The sequence below is a fragment of the Thalassospira sp. genome (assembly GCF_002709775.1).
Lineage (GTDB): Bacteria > Pseudomonadota > Alphaproteobacteria > Rhodospirillales > Thalassospiraceae > Thalassospira.
This window is the reverse complement of the sequence record NZ_PAQR01000008.1, coordinates 11,938-38,435: the sequence shown is the minus strand read 5'-3', so window position 1 is coordinate 38,435 and position 26,498 is coordinate 11,938. Positions and strand designations below refer to the sequence as shown.

The window sequence follows — 26,498 nt, the reverse complement described above, 5'->3', positions numbered from 1 at the left end:
ACTGTCAGGCTTGGATCAGTTGCCAAAGCCGAAGTCATCGGCATCAAGATCATCCGGATCATTGATGCCCATCAGGGTGACAGAGGCATCATTGCCCAGCTCGATAACGACATTGCCATCGGTATCCATGTGCATGTCATTGAGGATCTGGTTGAAGTTGTTGTAGTTCCACTCCGACAGATCAATGATGTCTTCGCCCGGCGTGAAGTCGGTAATGATGTCGTGACCATCGGTTTTACCAATCTGGAACGTATCCCAGCCAGTGCCACCGGTCAGGGTGTCATCGCCAGCACTGCCATACAGATGGTCATTGCCAGAACCACCAAGCAGCAAGTCATCACCGGCATTGCCCCACAGAGTATCGTTGCCCGAGCCGCCATCAATCGTGACGTCGCCATAGGTTTCGATTTCGCTGGTCAGGTCAACGATGTCATCACCGTCACCGGCTTCGATCACTTCGATGCCGCTGATGCGGACATTGTCATGCGCGTCGCTGACACTGTCGCGGATGAACAGGGCATCATTGCCATCGGTCATCTGCAGGGTGTCGACACCCTCGCCACCGATAAAGACATCGTTCGACTGGTTGTAGCCGCCGAGATTGACGTAGTCGCCGGTACCTTCATCACCATCGCTGTCATGGCCCCAGCCATTGCCGTTATAGTGATGATGTCCCCAGCCACTGTCGTTCTGATGGCCATCTTCGCCCGGCGAACCGTCATTCACGGCATACCAGCTGCTATCCCAGACGCCGTCTGCGTTGTATTGCAGAACGTCATCGCCGGCACCGCCATTGAGAACATCTTCACCGGCACCACCCGTGATCGTGTCATTGCCAGAGCCACCCCACAGGGTGTCGTCGCCCGAACCACCATCGATCACGTCATCGCCCGCGTTGCTCCAGACGATGTCATCGCCGGTGCCACCCATGATTGTGACATCGCCATAGGTCAGCGTATCGCTGGTCAGGTCGATGATGTCATCACCGTTGCCGGCATCGATCACTTCGATGTTGGAGATGCGCGGGCTGGTGCCCGGATCAGTTTGGGTATCATCAAGGAACAGGGCGTCGTTACCACTGGTCATGGCCAGCGTATCGGTACCATCGCCACCATCAATGATGTCTTCGGAACGGTTGTAGCCAGACAGATTGATCTGTTCGTTGGTGCCATCCATGCCCGGATCGCCAACGTTCTTCGCGGCATAGCTGCCGGTCCAGCTCGCATCTTTCTGGTATTCGATATAGTCGTCGCCAGCACCGGCATCGATCACATCCGAACCGCGACCGCCATTGATGCTGTCATTGCCATCGCCGCCCCAGATGGTGTCATCCCCGTCGTCACCGCCAAGGATGTCATTGCCATCAAGGCCCGAGAGCAGGTTCGCGCCATCATCACCGAACAGGTAATCGTTGAAGTTCGATCCGATCAGATCCTCGATCGAGTTCAGCTTGTCATTACCGTTGCTGCTGCTTGCCGTGCCGGTTTCAAGGTTTGCCGCCACTGCCGTGGTCGAGCTGGCATAGCTTGCAGTATCGCGACCGGCACCACCATAAAGGCTGTCATGACCGGCACCGCCATCAAGCGTGTCATTGCCGGCATCGCCATACAGCTTGTCGTCGCCATTGCCGCCATAAATGGTGTCATCGCCATCGCCGCCATAGAGACGGTCGTTGTTTTCACCGCCATCAATCACGTCGTTGCCAGCACCGCCCAGGATGCTGTCATCACCGGTACCGCCATTGATGGTGTCATTGCCGGCTTCGCCATACAGCTTGTCCTGACCCTGACCACCGGTGATGGTATCTGCACCCTCGCCACCCCAGACGCGGTCGTCACCCGAGCCGCCATCAAGGGTATCGTCGCCGGTACCACCGGTGATGCTGTCCTGACCACTGCCGCCTTCGATCAGGTCATTGCCTGCATCACCCGAAAGCGTGTCGTCGCCATCACCACCGTAAAGGCTGTCATTGCCATCCATACCGGTGATGGTGTCCTGACCATTCAGGCCATAGACTGTGTCATCACCCGAAAGGGCTGCAATCGTGTCATTGTTGCTGGTGCCATAGAGCAGATCATCATACGGCGTCGGGCCGGACGACTGTTCAACACCGACAAACATGTCAGCATTAAGCTGGCTCATCGAGACACCGACAAGCGTCAGCGTGCCCTGACCATTGAGGTTGATCACGGTGTCATTGCCGACCTGGCTCATCTGGTCTTGCAGATCACCCCAGTCATCAATGTCGAGCGACGCGAGATTGATCGTGTCTTCATTGACGTTGAAGTCGGTGACGACCTTGTCGCCGGAATTGTTGGACACAATGATCTGATCCGCACCCGAACCACCGGTGTAGGTGTCATCACCCGCACCGCCATCAAGCGTGTCATTACCAGATCCACCCAGCAGAGTATCCGTGCCATCGGTTCCGGTCAGGGTGTCGTTACCGGCACCACCATCCAGAAGATCATTGCCATTGCCACCCGACAGAACGTCATCGCCTTCACCGCCCAGCAGCGTATCGTCCCCATCACCACCAAGCAGCGTGTCATTGCCAATGCCACCATCAAGGGTGTCATTGCCCGCATCACCCGACAGCAGGTCATTGCCAGCACCGCCAGCGATGCTGTCATTGTCATCACCGCCATAGATAACGTCGTCGCCGCCTTCGCCATCAAGTGAGTCATTACCGGCAGAGCCATAAATGGTGTCGGTGTCATCGCCACCGGTGATGGTGTCGTCACCTTCCATGCCGTCGATGTAATCATCGCCGCCGCCGCCATCCATGACGTCGTTACCGGCATGACCAATCAGGGTATCGTCACCGGCATTGCCTTCGATGACGTCATCGCCTTCATTGCCTTCGAGGCTGTCATTGCCCGAACCGCCAGAAATGACGTCATTGCCGCTGCCGCCCGTGATGGTGTCATCGCCATCACCGCCAGAAAGCGTGTCGTCGCCTTCCATGCCATTGAGCGTGTCATTACCGGCACCGCCATCGACGGTGTCATCACCGGCCAGCGCATCGATATAGTCATCTTCGCTGGTGCCCAGCAGGACATCGTCAAACTGCGTCGGGCCGCCATCATTTTCGATGCCGATGAACATATCCGACGATACATCATTCAGGCGGACACCACGCAGGGTGACAGAGCCCTGATCACCAAGATCAATGACCGTGTTGCCATTCACTTCGGACAGAAGCGGTGCCAGTTCGGACCAGGTGCTGATATCGAGTGCATCAAGCGAGATCTGATCGACGCTGGTATTGAAGTCCATGACGACCTTGTCACCGATCAGGCTGGTGACCTGAACAACGTCGGCACCGGAACCGGTGTGGATTTCATCGTCGCCTTCGCCACCATCAAGGGTGTCGTTGCCTTCACCGCCATAAAGCTTGTCGTTGCCGGTTCCACCATCAAGGTAGTCGTCACCGCGTTCGCCATGCAGCGTGTCATTGCCTTCGCCACCGATCAGGGTATCGGCACCATCGCCGGTCCAGATCAGGTCGTTGCCTTCGCCGCCATCAACGGTGTCTTCGCTGATGTCTGCTTCGACATTGTCAAAGGTGTCATTGCCTGCACCCAGATCGACTTCGTTGTTCTGGCTGTTGCCATAAACATAGTCGTCATGGGCAGATGCGATGACCTTTTCGAAGTTGGCAAGGATATCACCAACCGCATCACCGCCAAAGGCACGTCCGCCTTCACCCGGGTTGTGCGTGTGGGTGTCGGTATCGCCAAGGAAGATTTCGACACCGGCATCCGATCCTTCGTAGCTGATGGTGTCACGGCCTTCGCCGCCATCAAGATAGTCGCCACCAGCGCCACCTTCGATGGTGTCATCACCGGCACCACCCAGAAGCGTGTTGTCGCCATCCGATCCGGTCAGGACATCATCGCCATCCGAACCGATGACGTTTTCGATGTTGCTGATCGTATCCGAACCGGTTTCAGCAGAGGTCGCCGTACCAGCCGACAGATCAACCGTCGCACCGTCTGCGGCAGACATATCAAGCGTGTCTTCGCCGTCGCCACCATCAAGGGTGTCGTCACCAGCCGCCGCCATCAGGGTATCGTCACCGGCACCGGCATCGACAACGTCGTTGCCCGCGCCATCATCAATGACGTCTGCACCGTCGCCAGCCGCAATCGTGTTGTTGGCCGCGTCACCAGTGATGGTGTCTGCGGCAGCACTGCCGATTACGTTTTCGAAGCCGGAAATGGTGTCACTGCCGGTTTCAGAACTGCTTGCCGTACCGGCCGCAAGATCGACCGTGGCACCGCTGGTGGCCTCAGTTAGATCAAGGGTATCATCACCTTCGCCACCGGCAAGGGTATCATCACCCGCACCTGCCATGACGGTATCATTGCCCGCACCGCCATCGACGATGTCGGCACCAGCACCGGCATCGATCACGTCGCTGCCTTCGCCGCCATTGATGGTGTCATTGCCTTCGCCGCCATCAAGGGTGTCGTCACCGGCACCACCTTCAAGCACGTCATCGCCAGCACGACCCGACAGGATGTCGTTGCCCAGGCCACCGGTCAGGGTGTTGTTATCAGCCGAACCGGAAAGCGTATCGTTACCATCCGAACCAATCAGGTTCTCGATGCTGGAAAGCTGATCGGTTTCGTTGGCACCAACCTGTGCCGTACCGGTTGCAAGATCGGCATTTACCGCAGAGCTTGCATCACTGTAGTCGGCGGTATCGTTACCGTCGCCACCAATCAGGACGTCATTGCCCGCACCACCCGCAAGCGTGTCGTCACCGGCACCACCATTGAGGATGTTGGCTTTGGCATCGCCGGAAATCGTGTCGTCATGATCCGAACCGGTGACGTTTTCGACCTGATAGATCGCGTCATTACCGGCACCACCGGTTGCGGTGTAGTTCGCCAGATCGACATTCACACCAGCGGTCGCATCGTCATAGGTGACGGTGTCTTGGTCGGCACCACCAACGATGATGTCATTGCCTTCACCACCGCTGAGCGTGTCTTCGCCGGTACCACCGAGCAGCGTGTCATCGCCAACACCGCCATCGATGATGTCATCGCCATAGCTGCCATCAAGGTAATCGTTGCCGGCACCGCCATCCAGATTGTCATGGCCAAGGCCGCCATTGATGGTGTCGTCGCCAGCGTTACCCCAAAGGGTATCGTTGCCCGCACCGCCATTGATGGTGACATCGCCATACGAAATGGTGTCGCTGGTCAGGTCGACCACGTCATCGCCGGAACCGGCATTGATGACTTCAACCCCGTCAAGGCGTGCGCCATCGGTCGTGGTTTCATCGACGGTGGTGTCGAAGCTGATCGAGCGGACGAAGAAGTCACTGCTGTCAGAACCGGTCGAGCCATTGGCGTAGGGTTCGCTTTCAAACGCGATATAGCGGAATTCAACCGGATTGCCGCTGCCATCGGTGGCATTGATGGTCGCCGTACCGACACCGTTGCTGGTGTAGTTGATCGTGCTGTCATCAAGGGTTCCGGAAGCAACAAGGTTGCCATCGGCATCAAAGGCCTGCCAAGAGCCGATCTCGCCGCCGCCCTCATTGGCCATCAGATTGGAAACCTGAACCGTCGCGGTCGAGGCATCTGCGCCAAGATCAACAACGATGGCTTCGCTTTCGCCGGACTGGGCATCGTGGTTGATCTGACCACCGGCCGTACCGCCGCCGTCATTACCGATGCCATTGCCGTCGAAGTTGACGGTGTCATCAGCCGCGGCAAGGTTCAGCTTGCCATCGCCATCGACATAGGACGTGCCGAAGTCAAAGGCATAAAGGTCGGCATCCGACCATGCGGCTTCGACATCTGCCGAGCTTGCCGGATCGGTCAGGCCAAGGGTCCGGGTTTCGGTCGTCGGCGTGGTGGTTTGACCATCGCCAAGTTTCGAACCATCAAGAACCAGCGCATCGTTGCCTTCAGACATATCAAGGGTGTCATTACCCTCGCCACCGATGAAGGTATCATCGGAGATGTTCTTGCCGCTGATATCGGCAACATCGCCGGTACCATCAACGCCCGGGCTGCCGGTGTTTTCGGTGGTATCGCCGCTGTCAGCGGTTTCGTCGGCTTCGAAGTTCAGAACGTCGTCGCCCGCACCGCCATCAAGGGTGTCGTCACCGGCACCGCCGCTGAGTTCGTCATTATCGGCACCACCGGAAAGCGCATCGTCGCCTTCGCCACCCGACAGGGTGTCGTTGCCAGCTCCACCATCCAGGCTGTCATTGCCGGTGCCACCGTAAAGGGTATCCGCACCGTCATTGCCCAGCAGGGTGTCATCGCCAGCACCACCGGCAACCGTATCGTCACCGGCAAGGGCATCGATGGTGTCATCGTCGTCGGTGCCCGAGAGGATGTCGTCATTCGGGGTCGCGCCATCGGTGATGTTGTTGAAGTCATCAGCGCTGAGATCGCTCAGAGCGACATCAACAAAGGTCACCGTGCCGCCCGCCGGCAGGTTCAGAACCGCGTCACCGTTGCTGTTTTCGCTTAGCAACGGAACAAGGTCGCCCCAGTTATCGATGCCAAGATCATCAATGGAAATCTTGTCTTCGCCAGGGGTGAAGTCGCTTACGACATCATCATCGGTGCCATCGGCAAAGATGAAGGTATCCGCACCTGCACCACCGGCAACCGTGTCATCACCGGCACCGCCATCGATGGTGTCATCACCGGCACCTGCATTGATGACGTTATCGCCGTTCGAGCCAGTAATCTGGTCATCGCCAGCACCGGTCGTAACATTTTCGAAGTTCGAGAACTGATCATTACCGGTGTCAGCCGAGCTTGCCGTACCCGCACCCAGATCGACAACCGCATCGCCCGATGCGTTCGACAGATCAAGGGTATCGATGCCGTCACCACCATCAAGGCTGTCATTGCCTGCACCGGCGATAACCGTATCGTCACCGGCACCTGCCAGGACAAGGTCACTGCCCGCGCCATCGGAAATGACGTCGTTGCCTGCACCGCCATCGATCAGATCGATGCCATCGCCACCATCAATGGTGTCGGCACCGTCACCGGTCGAAATAGTGTCATTGGCACTGCTGCCGGTAACGGTATCATCACCGGCACCCGTGGTTACATTTTCAAAGCCGGAAATGACGTCATCGCCGGTTTCGCTGCTGTGGGCAGTGCCATCCTGCAGATTGACTGCGATGTCGGCCTCGACATCGGACATATCAAGCGTGTCAAAGCCGTCGCCACCCGAAAGCGTATCGTTGCCCGCATCGCCGACGACCGTGTCGTTGCCTGCGCCGGCATCAACGATGTCATTGCCCGCACCGGCATTGATGTGGTCATTGCCATCACCGCCGCTGATGCTGTCATTGCCTTCGTTGGTCCAGACGGTGTCATCACCCGTTCCGGCATTCACCGTGACGTCGCCATAGGATTCCGTCTGGCTGGTCAGATCAACAACGTCATCGCCAGCACCGGTGTCGATCACCTCGACATCGGAAATCGACGGTGCGTTTGATCCGTCTGCATGATCGTTATCAAGAATGATCGCATCACCAGCCGACGTACCGACAAGGGTATCAATACCTTCGCCGCCATCGAACTGATCATCGCTCAGACCAAGGCCTTCGAGATCGGCAACATCACCGGTGCCATCCACACCCGGGCTACCGGCATGGTCGGTTTCATCGCCAGCCTGACCGATACGGTCGGCTTCGAACTGAAGGACGTCGTTACCGTCGCCACCATCAAGGGTGTCGGTTCCTTCGCCACCGCCAAGCGTATCATTGCCGCCACCGCCAATGACGGTGTCGTCACCCGAACCACCACCGACAGTGTCATCACCATCGCCGCCGTCTACGGTGTCGTTTCCGTCACCACCATCGACCGTGTCATTCCCGGCACCGCCGCCAACAGAGTCATTACCACTGCCACCGCCAACGGAGTCATTGCCGTCGCCACCATCAACAGTGTCGTCGCCGTCACCGCCGTCGACCGTGTCATCACCGCCGCCGCCGCCAACAGAATCATTGCCGCTACCGCCACCGACGGAGTCATTACCTTCGCCGCCGTCAACGGTATCATCGCCGTCGCCGCCATCGACCGTGTCATTGCCACTGCCGCCGCCGACAGAATCGTTACCACTGCCACCGCCAACGGAGTCATCGCCGTCACCGCCATCAACGGTATCGTTGCCATCACCACCATCGACGCTGTCATCACCCGCACCACCGTCGACCGAGTCATCGCCGTCGCCACCGCCAAGGGTGTCTTCACCCGGCGTGCCGACATTGTCGATACCGGTGAAGTGATCCGGGGTCAGGTCGCCAACGGCCACACCCGACAGGGTCACCGTGCCACCGGATGGCAGGGTAATGACCGCACCATCAGGGCCGTCAGACAGCAGCGGCTGCAAATCGGTCCAGGTCGAGATGCCCAGATCCGGCAGAGAAATAGCGTCCGCGTTCAGATCGAAATCAGTGACAAGGTCGGTATCGGTGCCGTCTTCGAAGACGAAGGTATCCGCACCATCACCGCCCGAAAGGGTATCGTTGCCTGCACCGGCTGCGATGGTGTCATCACCCGCGCCGCCAGACAGAATGTCGTCGCCGGCACCACCATCAAGCGTGTCGTTGCCCGCACCACCGTCAATCACGTTGGCATCGTCCGAACCGGTAATGACATCAGCATCATCCGAGCCGGTGACATTTTCGAAGTTGGCAATGGTGTCCGATCCGGTATTCGCACCGCTTGCCGTACCCGCCGCCAGATCGACCGTCACGCCACCGGTGGTGCCAGACAGATCAAGGGTATCAATACCGTCGCCGCCATCGATGTCGTCATTGCCGCCATCAAGGGTAACGGTATCGTTGCCTGCGCCGGCATCAATCGTGTTATTGCCAGACGATCCGGTGATGGTGTCATCACCATCGGTCGCGATGACATTTTCAAAGCCGGAGATGCTGTCGCTGCCGGTTTCATCGCTGCTTGCGGTGCCTGCGGCAAGATCAATGGTCGCGCCGTCAGCAGCGGACAGATCAAGCGTATCGTCGCCGTCACCACCGATCAGGATATCGTCACCAGCACCTGCTGCGATGGTGTCATTGCCAGCACCACCGTCGATGGTGTCAGAACCTTCGCCGCCATCCAGGACGTCGTCACCGGCACCACCATCAAGGGTGTCGTTGCCAGCACCGCCATTAATGTTATCGGCACCTTCGCCGCCCAGAAGGACGTCATCACCATCGTTTGACCAGATGGTGTCATCACCCGCGCCGCCATCAACCGTGACATCGCCATAGAAATGGGTGTTGCTGGTCAGATCGACGACGTCGTTACCGTCGCCAGCATCGATGTTTTCGATATCAACGATCGACGGGTTGGCCGCACCGTTTTCATGATCACGATCAAGAATGATCGCATCGTCGCCGGAGCCGGCCACAAGCGTGTCATTGCCTTCGCCACCAACGAAGCTGTCATCAGACAGGTTCTTGCCGGCGATATCGGCAACTTCGCCGGTACCATCGGTGGTCGGGCTGCCGACATGGTCGGTGGTATCGCCGTCCGCGGCAATGCTGTCACCTTCGAACGACAGAACGTCATCACCGGCACCGCCATCAAGCAGGTCGGCACCTTCGCCACCGGCAAGGGTATCGTTACCAGCACCGCCCGAAAGCGTGTCGTCACCGGCACCACCATCAAGGACGTTGTCACCGGTCGAACCGATCAGGGTGTCATCACCGGCACCACCGGTCGCACCTTCGATACCATCAAGGGTATCGGTGCCATCGGTTGCCGTACCGGTACCGTTTTCAAGATCAACAACAACGCCGTCTGTCTGGTCGGAATAATCGACAATATCGTCGCCTTCGCCACCGATCAGGGTGTCATTGCCAGCACCGCCCGAAAGCGTGTCATTGCCAGCACCGCCATCAATGACGTTGTCGAATTCATTGCCTGCCAGCGTGTCATCATGGTCGGACCCGATCAGGGTCTCGAAACCGTCAATCGTGTCATTACCAGCACCACCGGTTGCCGTTCCGGCATCCAGGTCGACATTGACACCACTTTCGGCGTCTTCGTAGGACAGGACGTCGTCGCCTTCGCCGCCGATCAGCGTGTCATCGCCGCCATTGCCAAAGACCGTGTCATTCCCTTCGCCACCATCAAGGATGTTGGCGTTTTCATCACCGATCAGAACATCATCGCCATCACCGCCGGTGACGTTTTCGATGCTTTCAAGCGTATCGTTGCCAGCTTCACCCGTCGCGGTGCCAGCACCGAGATCAACGGTAACACCTTCGGTCGTATCGGAATAATCGGCGGTGTCAGATCCTTCGCCGCCGCGCAGGGTATCGTCGCCTGCGCCACCGATCAGGGTGTCGTTGCCTTCGTCACCATGGATATCATCGTTGCCAGCCTGACCATCGATGATGTCGTCGCTTTCAAGGCCGTAGATTTCATCACTGAGCTGGCTACCGGTGATGTTATCTTCGAACTCGGTACCAATGATGGCGTCATAGCCAAAGAAGTTCTTCTGACCAAGATCGTCGACCGAGACACCTTCAAGCGTGATGCTGTCACCATCGCCAAGGGTGATGACGGCATTGCCGTTTTCATCATCGGCCATCTGGTCACGCAGGGTGGCAAAATCCTCGATGCCATAGGAAGACAGATCGATGATGTCTTTATCGACGTCAAAGTCGGTCGCGGTGTCATGTCCGCCGCCCGGCTCCAGCACGATCAGGTCTTCGCCTTCGCCGGTGATCAGGACATCATCGCCGGCACCGCCAACAAGGGTATCGTCGCCCGAACCACCATCAAGGGTGTTGACCCCGTCGCTGCCGACCAGAGTATCGGTGTAATCGGTACCAATGACGCGTTCGAAGTTGCGAACAACGTCGTCGCCACCGCCGCCGGTCGCATATTCCTTGACCAGATCGACGGTCACACCGGCATCGACATTGGAGTAATCAATGGTATCGAGCTCACCGTCGCCACCATCAAGGATGTCATCGCCGGCATCGCCATAGACCCAGTCATCACCAGCGCCTGCTTCGACAATGTCGTCACCTTCGCCGCCACTGATGGTGTCATCACCGGCGCCACCCAGAAGGATGTCGCCACCGGCACCACCATTGATGATGTCATCGCCTGCACCGCCGCTGATTTCGTCGATACCTTCGCCGCCATCAATGACGTCATCACCGGCTCCACCATCAATCGCGTCGCCACCAGCGCCGCCGGAAATGGTGTTGTTGTTTTCGTCACCGGCAATCTTGTCGTTGAAGTCCGAACCAACGACATCTTCGATATCGATCAGGGTGTCATTGCCCTGCCCGGTTGCGGTGCCCGCCGCCAGATCAACGTCAATGCCCTGATCGGCACTGCTGTAATCGGCGGTATCGGAACCTTCGCCACCATCCAGCACGTCATCACCCGCGCCACCAACAAAGGTGTCGTCACCGGCAAGGCCGGTCAGGGTGTTGTTTTCTGCGTTACCCGACAGGGTATCGTCAAACAGGGTACCGGTGACGTTTTCGATGCCTTCAAGGACATCATCGCCGTCACCACCGGTAACAGTGCCTGCCTCAAGGTCGGCAACAATGCCTGCACCCTCGGTCGAGTAATCTGCGGTGTCATTGCCTTCACCACCGCGCAGCACGTCAGAGCCGGCATTTCCAACCAGCGTGTCATCGCCGGTGCCACCATCGATGGTGTCATTGCCTTCGCCACCGATCAGGCGGTCATTACCGGCACCGCCATCGATGCTGTCATCACCTTCAAGGGCGTTGATGATGTCATCGCCGCTGCCGCCGATCATTTCATCGGCGTTTTCAGAGCCAAGGCGAACATCGACACCGACGAAATTATCTGCACTCAACTCTGCCGGGATGACCCCTTGCAGGGTGATGGTGTCACCACTGTCAAACGTGATGGTCAGATCGCCATTGGCGTCCGTGCCAAACATCTGTTCCAGCGCACCGTAGCCCGCGATATTGAAGCTGGTCAGGTCGATGGTATCGACCGCCGGGTTGAAATCAGTGATCGTGTCTTTGCCGTCACCCGGATTGAAGATCACCTGGTCGGCACCTTCGCCGAGCGTCAGGGTGTCATTGCCTGCACCGGCATCAAAGGTGTCATCACCCGCACCACCGATAAAGGTGTCGCTCTGTCCACCACCGATAAAGGTATCGTTGAAGTCAGACCCTTCGATGGCCTCGATACCCTCAAGCGTATCGGTGCCGGTTGCCGTGCCCGAAACGGTGTGGTTGCTGGTATCCACCGTAACGGCAGATTCAGAGTCGGCATAGCTTGCGGTATCAAAGCCTTCGCCACCGATCAGGCGGTCATCGCCTGCCCCGCCCAGAAGGGTGTCGTTGCCGTCACCACCATCAAGCGTATCAGAACCCGCACCGCCGGAAATCGTGTCATTTCCAGCGCCACCTTCGACAAGGTCATCGCCGCTGCCCGACGAAATGACGTCGTTGCCGTCACCACCCGTGATGGTATCGGCACCCTCGCCAGTATTGATGATGTCATTGCCAGCACCGCCATCAACGATGTCGGCACCTTCGCCAGTCGTGATGACGTCATTGCCTTCGCCTGCATTGACGGTGTTGTCACCATCACCGGCATTGATCACGTTGCCCGTGTCATCGCCAATAATCAGGTCATCGCCGTCACCGGTGGTGACATTTTCGATGTTGGTAAAGGTATCGGTATCCGTGCCGTCAGAGGCCGTACCGTTGGTGAAATCGACAGTCTGATCGCCAGAAAGATCGCTGAGATCAAGGGTATCGTTGCCCGTGCCACCGTCGATGGTGTCGCTACCGGCACCACCGCGCAGCGTATCATTGCCCGCACCACCCAGCAGAACGTCATCACCCGCGCGACCGTCAAGGATGTCATTGCCCGCTTCACCCGAAAGGGTGTTGCGACCGCTATCGCCGCGCAGGGTATCGGCATTTCCGGAACCAGTAACATTTTCGAAGTTCGAAATGATGTCGCCGGTGCTGGTTACGCCCGTCTGCAGGTCGACCGAAACAGCGGATTCATCTGCGAAGGAAAGGGTATCTTCGCCCGCACCGCCATCAAGTGTATCGATGCCAGCACCGCCGGAAATGGTATCATTCCCAGCACCACCTTCGATCACGTCATTGCCGGCACCGCCGGTCACGATGTCATCGCCGTCGCCAGCAAGAATGGTGTCGTTGCTGCCACTACCGGCAATTACGTCATCATGGTCAGATGCAATGATCTGTTCGATGCCGCTGAAGGTATCGGTACCGGTATCTTCGCCAGTTGCCGTGTTGGTGCCCAGATTGATGTTCAGACCGGACGCAGCGTCCGAGTAATCAAGCGTATCGGCACCCGCACCACCAATATAGGTGTCATCGCCAAGTTCACCGACGAAGCTGTCATCGCCTTCGCCACCATCCAGGATGTCGTCGCCTGCACCGCCGGTCAGCATGTCGTTGCCGGCGCCACCATTGATCACGTTATCGGCGTCATCGCCCGTGATGGTGTCGTTATATTCTGTGCCGGTGACGTTTTCGAAACCGGAAATCGTGTCATTGCCATCCGCACCGGTCGCGGTTCCCGCAGACAGATCGATGTTCTGACCACCGGTTGCCTCGGCATAATCAAGGGTATCGGTCCCCTCACCACCCGACAGGGTGTCATCCCCGGCACCACCGGAAATCACGTCATTGCCTGCACGGCCTTCAATCGTGTCATCGCCAGCCCCACCCGAAAGGGTGTTTGCCTCATCCGAACCACCGATGCTGTCATCGGCGTCCGAGCCAAGCACGTCTTCGATGTTGCTCAGCAGATCGGTACCGTCGGCCTTGGCGGCCGAACCGGCTTCAAGGTCAACATCGACACCGGTTTCGCTGTTGCTGTAATCAATCACGTCCTGACCAGCACCGCCGTCAATCACGTCATCGCCAGCACTGACATTGATGGTGTCGTTGCCCGCACCGCTCAGAATGATGTTATCCGCATCCGAACCGGTGATCGTGTCATCCTGATCCGAACCAATGGCATTTTCGACATTGAGAACCGTATCACCGGTCGCGGCATCCGTTTTACCGGTGCCAAGATCAAGGGTAACGCCGTCTTCGGCATCAGAGTAATCAACGGTATCGATACCCTCACCACCATCAATCAGGTCGTTGCCCGCGCCACCGCTCAGCGTATCGTCACCGGCACCGCCAAGCAGGGTGTCATTACCGCCGCCACCCGACAGGATGTCATCGCCATCTTCACCGGACAGGACGTTATTCCCCTGATTGCCGGTGATGGTATCGTCATAGTCGGAACCGATCAGGTTCTCGATGTCTTGGATCTGATCGTTGCCAAGCCCGGAAACCGTGCCGGCCGCAAGATCGGCCGTAATGCCTTTGGCCGCGTTGCCATAGTCGACGGTATCGATGCCGGCACCACCGTTCAGAACGTCATCGCCACCGCTTGCGATCAGGGTGTCATTGCCAACGCCAGCTTCAATTTTATTGTCACCGCCATCACCAATCAGCGTATCGTTAAAGGCCGAACCGGTAACGTTTTCGATGCTTTCAAGAGTATCTTCGCCAGCCGCACCCGTTGCGGTTTGCGCAGCAAGGTCAACCGTGACACCACCCGTGGCATTGGCATAACTCGCAGTATCGCTGCCTTCGCCGCCCGAGAGGGTGTCGTCACCATCAAGGCCTTCAAGGATATCGTCGCCTTCGCCGCCAATCAGGATGTTGTCGGCATCAGAACCGGTCAGCGTATCGTTGCCTGTCCCGGCCACAATATTTTCAATATTGCGAATGGTATCGTTGCCACTATAGGCGAATGTTGTTCCCGCCTTAAGATTGACTGCGACGTCACCGGCTTCATCGGAATAGTCGACGGTATCAATGCCGTCGCCACCATCAAGGATGTCGCGGCCTGAACCACCGTTCAGGGTGTCGTCGCCAGCACCGCCGAAGATGCTGTCATCCTCTGCAAGACCGTAAATGATGTCGTCGCCATCAAGACCCGACAGGGTGTCCTGACCATCAGTACCAGACAAGAGGTCATCACCCGACGTTCCGACAATGTCACGTACACCGATAAAGTTATCTGCGGTGATGTCATCCTTGCTGACACCTTCGAGCACCATCGACGTGCCTTCAGCAAAATCGATGACTAGATCACCGTTTTCGTTTTCGTACATGTTTTCGTAGAGCTCGCCATAGGTATCAATACCCAGCGCACGAATATCAATCTGGTCTTCGCCAACCGCGAAGTCGGTGATGGTGTCTGTGCCATCCTCCGGACCGACAACATAGACGTCTGCACCTGAACCACCGCTCAGGGTGTCGTCGCCACCACCACCAGAAATGGTATCTGCGCCGGCACCGGCAGTGATGATGTTATCGCCAGCATCACCGGTAATGACGTCGTTCTGGCTCGAACCAATAACGTTTTCGACACCACTGATACTATCGGTGCCATCGGCATCAGTTGCCGTGCCTTCTGACAGATCGATATTGACTGCACTGCCACCTTCATAAGTGACGGTGTCATTGCCAGCACCACCTTCGACGGTGTTGCTTCCAGGACCACCAACCAGCAAGTCGTCACCAGCACCACCATCAAGGATGTCGTCGCCAGCACCACCGTAAAGTGTGTCATTGCCTGCACCACCTTCGATGGAGTCACTTCCCGCACCACCCGACAAGGTGTTGTTGGCGCCATCCCCGATCAGGGTATCATCGTGGTCAGAGCCGCGAATGCTCTCAATGCTTTCGAGCGTATCGTTGCCAGCTGCACCGCTTGCAGTCCCTGCCGACAGATCAACCGTTACCGAACCGTCTGCATCACTGTAATCGGCGGTATCAAAGCCATCACCACCCACCAGGGCGTCGTTGCCAGCCCCACCGGAAAGCGTGTCGTTCCCGGCACCGCCCAGTAGTTCGTCATCACCTTCACCGCCCGAAAGCGTGTCATTCCCGGCACCGCCAAGCAACGCATCGTCACCGGCACCACCAGAAATGATATCGCTACCGCCACCGCCGGACAGGGTGTTCGCCCCGCTGTCCCCGATAAGGGTGTCGTTCAGATCGGAACCAATGACGTTTTCAATGTTGCTGAGCGTGTCCTGGTTGCCAAGGCCACCACCAGCACCGGTTTCCAGATTGACGGAAACACCGCCACCGGCCGAGTAATCAACCGTATCTTCGCCGTCACCGCCATCAATGACGTCCTCGCCAGCGCCACCACTAATAATGTCGTCGCCGGCACCACCATCAATGGTGTCGTCGCCGGCACCACCGTCAATGGTGTCATTGCCTGCCAGACCATCAATGATTTCGGCCGCCTCGGATCCTTGCAAGACGTCATCGCCATCGGTTGCACCGAGGGAATCGATATCAATGAAGTTATCGGCGGTCAGATCTTCCGGAGAGACACCGTTCAGAATGATCGTTTTGTTGTTGGCGGTGATGACCGTATTGCCGTCGTCATCAGTGCCAAGCATTTTCTTGAGCGCTTCGAAGTTCGGCACATCAAAGCCGGAAAGATCGATCTTGTCTTCTGCCGGATCAAAATCTGTGATGGTTGTTCTGCCGGCTTCGTTATCAAAGACAAAGGTGTCAGCACCCTCACCGCCAGAAACGACATCATCGCCAGAACCTGCATTGATGGTGTCATCGCCTGCACCACCTTCAAGGACGTTATTGGCGCTGGAACCGCTTAGAACATCGTCGAAGTCCGTCCCGATGACGTTTTCAATCGAGTTCAGAGTATCGTTGCCATCCGCACCCGATACGACACCGGACGCAAGGTCAACTTCTACACCACCGGATGCGTCCGCATATGTAACGGTGTCCGATCCAGAACCACCGGAAAGCACATCATCGCCCGCGCCACCGGCCAGCGTGTCGTTGCCGGAACCACCATTAAGAACATCATCTCCGCCACGTCCGGACAGAACGTCATTGCCGCTGCCGCCATTCAGGACGTTGGCATTGTCATCGCCTGAAAGGGTGTCATCAGACGTGGAACCCGTGACATTTTCGAAATTGGCAATCGTATCGGAGTCTTCACCCGTGGTTGCCTGACCGGTTTCAAGATCAACATCAACACCACCCGCAGCATCCTGATAGCTCAGCGTATCGTTGCCTTCGCCACCATCAAGATCGTCGCTGCCAGCACCGCCACTGATCACGTCATTACCGGCACCACCGGTGATGGTATCCGTACCGGTTCCACCGGAAATGACATCATTGCCATCGCCGCCGTCAATCGTGTCGTTGCCTGCGCCGCCGGAAACCGTATCGTTGCCTTCTTTGGCGGTGATCACATCACTGCGGTCTGTACCGACAAGGATGTCTTTGTTTTCGGTACCTTCGAGTGAGCGGATGCCCTTGAAGTTTGCAAAAGTCAGGCTGTCGGGATCAACACCTTCAAGCGTAATGACAGCATCGCCAACCGTGACCGTAGCGTTGCCTGCTGCGTCTTCACCGATGAAATCGGCGATGTCCGAGAACAGCTCAAGCCCATCAATACCTTGAATATCAATGATATCGTTTGCCGGATCGAAATCGGTGACCAGATCATTGCCACTGTCAGACCGGACAACGAACGTATCAGCACCCAAACCACCGGTGAAGGTATCGTCCCCGCCGCGGCCATCAAAGGTATCGTCGCCTGCGCCACCGTCGAAGCTGTCATTGCCACTGCTGCCCAGCATGGTGTCGGCAGAAGCACTACCCTCAATCTCTTCGAAACCGGAAATCTGATCGGTGAAGGTGTTACCGGTGACCGTTCCTTCTTCGAGGTCGACCGTGATACCCGCGCCAAGACCTTCGGCACCGGAGCTGTAGCTTAGCGTATCGTTGCCTTCGCCACCGATAAGGGTGTCGTCACCTGCACTGCCAAATACCGTATCGTTGCCAGCACCGGTATCAATGATGTTGTCTTCATTATTGCCATAGACGACATCGTCGCCGGAGCCGGAAGCAACGTTTTCAAATCCTGAAATCGTGTCATTGCCATCACCGGTCGCCGTGCCACCGGCAAGGTCAACAGTGACACCACCATCAACATCGGAGTAATCGACGGTATCAATGCCGTCACCACCCGACAGATCATCATCACCGGCACCACCGGAAATGGTGTCATTGCCCGCACCGCCCAACAGAACGTCGTCGCCGCCGCCACCGGAAATGATATCATCACCGCCCAGACCCGAAAGGGTATTGGCAGCGTCATCACCGGAAATCACATCGCTATTGCCGGAACCAATGACATTCTCAAAGTTGGTAACCTGGGACGCACCGGAATCCGTGCTCACCGCGCCGGTTGCAAGATCGACATTCAGGCCGGTCACATCGCCAAAGCCGATCGTGTCAGTACCTTCGCCGCCATCGACGGTATCGTTGCCACCAACATTGCGAACGATGTCGTCGCCGGCCCCGGTCGAAATGACGTTGTCATCTGCAGAAGCCAGAACGGTGTCGTCACCCGCACCGGTAATGACGTTTTCAATGCTGCTCAGGGTATCAGTTTCACCGGTTGCACTGTCGCGCGCAGTACCGCCAGCAAGATTGACATCCTGGCTGCTTTCGCGCGCGCTCAGATCAAGGGTATCACTGCCTTCGCCACCGATAATGACATCGACGCCATCTTCGCCAATGAACAGGTCGTCGCCATCGCCACCATCAAGGATGTCATTGCCGCCGCGACCGACAATCGTGTCATTGCCCGCACCACCGCGCAGCACGTTGGTGCCATTGTCCCCATAGAGTTCGTCGTCATAGTCCGAGCCGGTCGCGTTCTCGATGCGATCAAGGACATCGTCGCCATCAGCACCGGTCGCGGTTCCAGCACCGAGGTCAACCTGCACGCCACCGTTTGCGCCCGAATAATCAACGGTATCAATACCTTCCTGACCGCGCAGGGTATCGTTGCCTGCGCCGCCCGAAACCGTGTCATCGCCATAGCCGCCCGACACAACGTCATCACCGGCACCACCGCTGAGCGTATCGTCGCCGCCATAACCATACAGTGCGTCATTGCCGTCCGTGCCGGTACCGACGTCATTGTCTTCGGTCTCAAAGATGCGTCCGAAACCGCGGAAATCATCCGCGCTCAGGCTGTCGCTGCCAACCCCTTCAAGGGTGAGCGTGCCCTGATCGCCGAAATCGATAACGGTGTTGCCGTTACCATCATCGGACATCATGGTTTGCAGGGTTGCGAAGTCCTGAATGCCAAGTTTGGACAGATCGATAATGTCTTCCGAACCGGCAAAATCGGTAATCGTGTCGTTGCCGAAATTCTCGGTCAGTTCAAAGTCATCGGCGCCCGCACCACCGGTCAGGGTATCGTCACCCGCACCACCGGTCAGCGTATCGATACCCGCACCGCCTTCAAGAACGTTATCAGAATCGTTGCCCGAAATGTGATCGTCATAGTCGGAGCCGACGACGTTTTCGACCATCTGAACAACGTCATTGCCCGCACCGCCTGTCGCGGTTTCGTTGGCAAGATCAACGGTTACAGCACTTTCGGCATCGCTGTAGCTGACAGTATCAACACCACTGCCGCCCTGAATGTGGTCGTCACCTTCGCCACCGCGCAGGAAGTCATTGCCCGAACCGCCGGCCAGCACGTCATTGCCGGAACCACCAACCAGAAGGTCATCGCCGGCACCGCCCTGCAGCATGTCGTCATTGTCGCCGCCAAACAGGCTGTCGCTGCCATCGCCACCCTGCAGGATGTCATTACCGCTTTCACCGCGCAGAACGTCGTCACCGCCACCACCTTGCAACAGGTCGTCGCCAGAACCGCCTTCAAGGGTATCGTCGCCGTCATTGCCCTGAAGGGTATCATTGCCAGCGCCACCGCCAAGAATATCGGTCTCGTCACCACCCTGAACCAGGTCAACGCCAGTTGTCGGCTGATTGTCATAGGCATTGGCGTCGCCGTCATCGGCGTCAACCACACCACCATCGGCTTCACCTTCGGCATCGCCGGATGCTTCGCCAGCGGCTGCATCCTCGCCAGAGGTCGTATCGCCCGTAGTATCGCTTCCGGCATCACCTTCGGAAGTAGCACCTTCTTCACCAGCACCAGCTTCGCTATCACCAACCGGCGTATCGCCAGATGCGGGTTCTTCAACCGTGGTTTCTTCGCCAGTCGTCTCGCCGGAAGAAGCATCCGCACCGGACGTCTCATCCCCAGCCGCACCAGCATCACCCGATCCGGTCTCACCCGAGCCTTCAGCGGGTGTTTCTTCGCTGCCCTCGCCCGAAGTTTCGGAACCGGCTTGCGGATCGGTGGTCTCACCGCTGGTTTCTGCGCCAGCTTCGACACCCGCCTGCGCACCGCTATTGGTGTTGTCTTCGGTGGTCTGATCGCTCTCGCCCGTCGCACCTTCGGTACCGGTTTCTGCGCCAGAAGTTTCTTCGCCAGTGGTTTCTTCACTAGCGGCGTCACCACCGGAAGTCTCTTCACCGGTTGCTTCGTCTACCGCCTGCTCTGAACCTTCACCGGTAGTCTCACCGGAGTCGGTGCTGCCGGTTTCCGATCCGCCAGTTTCGGCATCGCCACCAGATTCTTGCGAACCAGCATCGCCGGAACCAAGGGCATCATCACCGCTGCTGCCCGCCGCGCTGTCAGAACCGCTTTCGCCCGTCGTGTCACCGCCAGATGCGCCTTCACCGGAGGTCTCGCTGTCCGCGCCGGTACCGGTTTCAGAACCAGCGTCGGTCTCGGAACCTGCAACAACTTCGTCACCGCCGGCGGCATCACCGGAACCGGACTCACCTGTGGTTTCGGTCTCACCGGATGCGGTTTCGCCGCCTGTGCTGTCGCCTTCGGTGGAGCCAGTGGTTTCACCAGAAGATGCACTGGTATCCTCACCCGTTCCTTCGGAACCGGAGTCAGTGCCGGCATCGCCGGTGCTGCCTGTTTCACCAGTATCGCCCGTGCTTTCCGAACCGCCGGAAGTGGCCTCGCCCGAGGTGGTATCTTCCTGCGTTTCAGAATTGCCGGTCGAACCGGTTTCAGCGCCCGTATCGCCAGAGGCGGCTTCACCGGAATCACCCGTGCCCCTGTCGCTTGCACCACTGTCGGTGCCGCTTTCAGTCTGACCGGTTTCTTCGCTGCCTGATGCACCGCTGGCTTCATCACCAGAAGGCTCGCCAGAGGTTTCACCGGATCCGGTTGAACCCGTTGAGCCTGTTTCCTCGGAAGTGCCTGCACCGGTTTCCGTGCCACCGGTCTCGGTTTCACCCGCGCCAGTTTCACCCGTCGCGTCACCACCCTCGGAACCGTCCGTGGAGCCATCCGCTGTCGAACCGGTGTCGCCTTGGGACGTAGACTCTTCGGCATCGCTGGTGCGACCGGTGCCGGAATCGAGATTAACCTCAACACCCTGACCAGACTGGCTGTAATCAAGGGTGTTTTCGCCCAAACCACCGTCGATAACGTCCGCGCCGTCACTTGCGCCAAAGGTGTCATCACCCGCGCCGCCAGACAGGCTGTTATTGCCGGAGTCCCCGGTAAGCACGTCATTCCCCGACGTACCGCGCAGATTTTCAATATTTTCAAACGAAGTACGGTTCGCACCGGTGGCATCCGTCGAGGTGCCCTGCGACATATCGGCGCGCACGCCATCAGCCGCCCCGTCAAACGACAGGGTGTCTTCGCCGGCACCGCCGTCAATGTTGTCGGAACCGCCGCCCGATGAAATGATATCATCGCCGTCAGAGCCAACGATGGTGTCATCACCTTCGCTGCCCTCAATTACGTTGGCTTCGCCCTCGGCAGCAGTATCGCCGCCGTCGGTGGCAACAGAAACTTCGTTGATCTGCGGTGCTTCAACCAGCGTGACGTTGGCAAGTTCTGCCTTCGAAACGCCTTCGAAAATAACCTTGTCACCGGTCGAGAAGACGATGAATGCATTGCCCGCCGCATCCTCATCGACCAGAGCCATCAGTTCGCTGACGCTGTCGACACCAAGATCGCTTAGTGCAAGTTCGTCTTCATCAACGTTGAAATCGGTAATTGTGGTCTGCTCGAAACCGCTTTCGAGCACAAAGGTATCACGGCCCTCGCCGCCGGTCACAACATCCTGACCCTCGCCCGATTCGAGGATGTCGTCGCCTTCGCCGCCAATCAGCGTGTTGTCACCACCATCGCCCACCAGAACATCGTCATAGGCACTGCCAATGACGTTCTGAATGTTGGTGAAAACCTGGGTTGCTGCAGATTGGGGATTGCCTTCGCCAGAAGCGCTGGCGCCAGAATCAGTTTTGACCGCGTCAGAATCACCTTCCGAGCGGTCATCAAGTACCTGATCAATGTCGGTGTCGGTGATTCCAACACCATCGTCTTGGTTGGCGGGCGAGACCAAAGCACATACTCCCTACATGGGAATTGTTTTTACCAGTACTGCGGCGGACATCCGCCCCAGAATCGATTTATACCGTAGTATAAATTAGATATTTGCGAATCAGCAATAGCAAATGACTCGCCCGGGGACGGATAATTCGTTTTTTCTCATGTTTTCTGGCGCTTTGGAAGGAAAAAGCCCGGCCTGTCAGAATCTGTCAGGTTGTATAGATCGACCCACCCCGACCTATACGTTCTTTGCTTCTTTACTGTTCGCGGAATGCGCGATCGAAGCTGGTGGTGATCGGTGAAAACAGATAGGCAAGAATCGTTCTGGCCCCTGTCACGATCTCGAGCTGGGCAGGCATGCCGGGCGAAAGAATCATGCCTTCATGCTCGGCCAGGCTCTCTGCGTCGATCTCGACCATCGCCTGGAAATAGGATCGGCCTTCAGAGTCCGTCAGACGGTCTGGTGAAACGTCGGTGACCGTGCCCTTGACTGGTGCGAACCAGCGCTGGCTGAACGAGGTCACCCGGATATTGACCGGAAGTCCGGCCGAAACGACGTCAATGTCGTTGGGCGAAACGCGGGCTTCGATGACAAGACGATCATCGGCCGGCACGATTTCAAGCACCTGCGCACCCGGCGGAATAACCCCGCCGACGGTGGTGAACTGCATGTTGGTCACCGTGCCGTTGCGCGGTGCCTTGATGTCGGACCGCACCAGGATATCCTCGGCCGATCGCAGACGTTCGTTCAGGTCGGAAATCTCGCTTTGCACGTCGCGCAGTTCGGTATTGATCGACTGCAAATGATCGCGCATCAGCTGCGACTGGCTGGCCTTGACCTGCTGGATTTGTTGTTCGATCCGCGCGATATCGGCGGAATAGCGACCAATATTGCCAAGGGTCTCAACCAAACGGCTTTCAAGCTGCAACAAGCGGGTCCGTCTGGCATAGCCAAGGTCCACCATCGGTTTGACCATGGCGAGCTCTTCCTTGACGATGCCGACCTGCTGTTCGGCGGCAATCTTTTGCTCGCGCGTGCCGACAATCTCGCGCCGTAGCTCCTTGATCCGCTCGTCATAAAGCTCGACCTCGCCCTTGAACGCGCTGCGGCGGCTTTCAAACAGGGTGGTTTGCGCATCCGTGATCGAGAAGTAACGCGGGTCTTCAAGCGGCTGTGGGAAGGTCAGATGATCTTCCTGCGCACGTTCGGCAACAAGGCGCGTCTGGGTCGCCAGCGCATTGAGATAGCGGTTGTTGAGCAGATCAAAGCTAGCACGCGATCGGGTGTCATCAAGCCGTACCAGAACGTCACCCGCCTGAACCCGTGATCCATTGCGCACCAGAATTTCACGAATGATGCCGCCTTCAAGATGCTGCACACTTTGACGGCCGGAAAATGGCGCGACCACGCCACTTGCCGTTGCCGCCGAATTGACCTCGGCCGTGCCCGCCCACAGCAGGACAGAGCCAAACCCCAAAAACAGGATCAAAAACCCGATCCGCACCAACGGCTTGACGTCAGTGCTAAGCTCGCGCGCGGTTGGAAGTTGCACACCACCAGACATCAGGCACCACCCTGTCGACGCTCGGCCGATCCTTCAACCACACGCAATTGCGGGCGGCCGCGTCGTGCGGTTTGTGCCCGCACCTTTTCGCGTTCTGCCGGGCGATCTTCCGCATCTGCTGGTCTGCGGCGCGGCGCCCGTGCGGCGGCGGCCCGTTCGGCATCCTCACGCACTTTGCGCATGCGCATTGCCGCTTCTTCGCGCGCCTTGGCGATGGCTTCGGCCTCGCTCATTTTGCGCTGCGCTGCGGGCTTGCGGGCCGGTTGGGCGGCGCGTTCGGGCTGTGTTTTCGGTTTGGCTGCAGGGCGTTTGGCCGCAAGATCGGCGGCACTGGCCGGACGGGCTTCACGCGACGGCCGGGCTGGCGGATCCTTGCGCGCGGCATCCTGTGTCGCCGCTTCCTTTTTGCGTACCGGGCGCATGGTCATCATCGTGCCGCCCGGGGTCGGCTGCGGCTTCATTTCCGTTTTGGCAATCCCGGCGGCCTGTTTGGCGGCCTGCGCCCGGCCCGATCCGGTTTCGCCAGTCGATCCGAAATCGGCAATTTCCGGCATTTCCTCGATCTCGGGCTCAGCTTCAGGCGCGGGGGCGCTCATAGCGGCTGCCAGATGGGTGTTGGGCGCGCTGTTCTTTTCAACAATCGGACGCGGCGCATCCGGATTGGGAACGGCGATCTGTTTTGGCGTGATCCGCATTTGCCCATCGGACGGCGGCACATCCGCCGCAGCCGGGCGGGCACTTGGCGGCAGGCCACGGGCAATTTCTGCGCCGGTAATTTCATCGTCTTCACTGGCTGGTTTCGGTATTGCCGGTTTGGCACCACCCTTGACCGGGACCACCTGAATCTGACCGTCTGCTAGTGCCAGAATGGCATCGGCACGCGCCAGAATTTCGCGTTCGTGGCTAACGATAAAGGTCGTAATACCATTGCGGCGCAAGACTTCGATCAGTTCGCTGATATGGGCGACACCACTGTCATCAAGGGCGGTTGTCGGCTCATCAAGCAGCAACAGGCGCGGACGCGAAAACAGGGCGGCCGCCAAGGCAATCAATTGCCGCTGCCCACCCGAAAGGTTACGCCCACCGCGATCCACCCGCGTGTCGTAACCATCTGGCAGATCAAGGATGAACTGATGCGCACCGGCAAGCTCAGCCGCCTGAATGATGTCGCGCATTTCCGCATTGCCCAGACGGGCAATGTTTTCGGCAATCGTACCGGGGAACAGGAACGGGTTCTGCGCCAGATAGCCGATCTGCGCCCCCATTTCGGTGCGATCGACCCGTGATGCTTCAACATCATCAAGCTTCACCGACCCGGAACCGGGCAACCAGATGCCCATGATCAGTTTCAGAAGGGCGGTTTTACCAACCCCGTTAAACCCGGCAAGCGCAATGATCTGCCCCGGTCCCGCCTTGAACGAGAACCCCTTGAACAAGACATTGCGGCTGTTGGGCGGCGCAAAGACAAGCCGGTCCACACTGACCGCCATGCCACGGCCACGCGGCATCGGGGCCGGGACGGTCTGACGTTTTTCAAGCAGGATGTTGTTAAGGCGCTCAAACGAACTGCGCGCTGCATTCCAGCTGCGCCACGCGGTCACCGCCCCATCAAAGGGTGCCAAGCCGCGCATACCAAGGATCATGGAAGCCACCATGATGCCGATTGTGATGCTTTCGGACAGAACCAGATAGGCCCCGACACCGATAAAGCAGACCTGCATGGCAAGTCGGACAAAATGCGAAAGCGTGGTCGATGTGCCGACCCGGCGGCTGGCCTGACCTTCCCAATAAAGCGAATCAGATTGGCCCGCCTGCCAGCGCTGACGGGCCGACTGGGTCATGCCCATCGCTTCCATCGCCTCGGCATTGCGGACATAGGTTTCTTCCTGCGCAATGCCGCGGTTCTGGCTTTCTTCCGACCGGTCGACCGAGATTTTGGCGGCCGCCTCGTTGGCGATCGCGATCACGATCAACAGCAACGCACCGCCACAGGCCACCATGCCAAGACGGGTGTCGAAAATGAACACCACCCCGATATAGACCGGCGCCCACATGAAATCGATCAGGGCAAAGGGCCCGCTGCCGGTCAGAAAACCGCGCAATCCATAAAGATCCCGGAGCGGGCGCTGACGCATCTGGCTGCCGCGGGCTGATTGCTGCACGACATGGGCAAACAGCTCCCCACCAAGGCGCAGATCAAGTGCAGTCCCGACCCGGATCAGAACCCTTGATCGCAGCTGTTCCATCGATGCGATGAAGACCAGAACAAGACCGATACCAAGTGTGAGCAGGGCCAACGTATCAACCGACCGGCTGGAAAGAACGCGGTCAAACACCTGCATGGAATAGATCGGGATCACCATGTTGAGCAGGTTGATCACCATCGAGAATCCGCCGACAAGCGCGATCGACCGCCAGAACAACCGTTCCAGCGGGGTACGATCCCCCTCGCGTCCCGCATCCGATTTGCGGGTTGGCCGGATTCTATCCAACAGGCCCATTCGTTCCTTCCGCTATATCCACCCATGAAACATGGGCGAAACCCTTATATTTGTTGCCTTTGGCCATTTGCCAATCACGCATG

3 protein-coding genes are annotated in these 26,498 nt (G+C 58.1%); all 3 read right to left on the bottom strand.

The window, feature by feature from the left end; all coding sequences use genetic code 11:
• Positions 1-15: 15 nt before the first annotated feature.
• Positions 16-22,362: a M10 family metallopeptidase C-terminal domain-containing protein gene (locus CMO10_RS04245; RefSeq protein WP_297019020.1), complete on the bottom strand. Its 22,347-nt coding sequence runs from the start codon at positions 22,360-22,362 to the stop codon at positions 16-18.
• A 244-nt stretch (positions 22,363-22,606) separates the two neighbouring features.
• Positions 22,607-23,914, bottom strand: coding sequence for an HlyD family type I secretion periplasmic adaptor subunit (locus CMO10_RS04240; RefSeq protein ID WP_297019019.1), 1,308 nt, complete (start codon positions 23,912-23,914; stop codon positions 22,607-22,609).
• Positions 23,914-26,415: a type I secretion system permease/ATPase gene (locus CMO10_RS04235; protein ID WP_297019018.1), complete on the bottom strand. Its 2,502-nt coding sequence runs from the start codon at positions 26,413-26,415 to the stop codon at positions 23,914-23,916. Before CMO10_RS04235 ends, CMO10_RS04240 begins: the two co-directional genes overlap by 1 nt.
• Positions 26,416-26,498: the final 83 nt, after the last annotated feature.

What these genes read in the sequence shown, in the direction of transcription:
- CMO10_RS04240 (WP_297019019.1), bottom strand. Translation starts at nt 23,914, where the DNA reads ATGTCTGGTGGTGTGCAACTTCCAACCGCGCGCGAGCTTAGCACTGAC.
- CMO10_RS04235 (WP_297019018.1), bottom strand. Translation starts at nt 26,415, where the DNA reads ATGGGCCTGTTGGATAGAATCCGGCCAACCCGCAAATCGGATGCGGGA.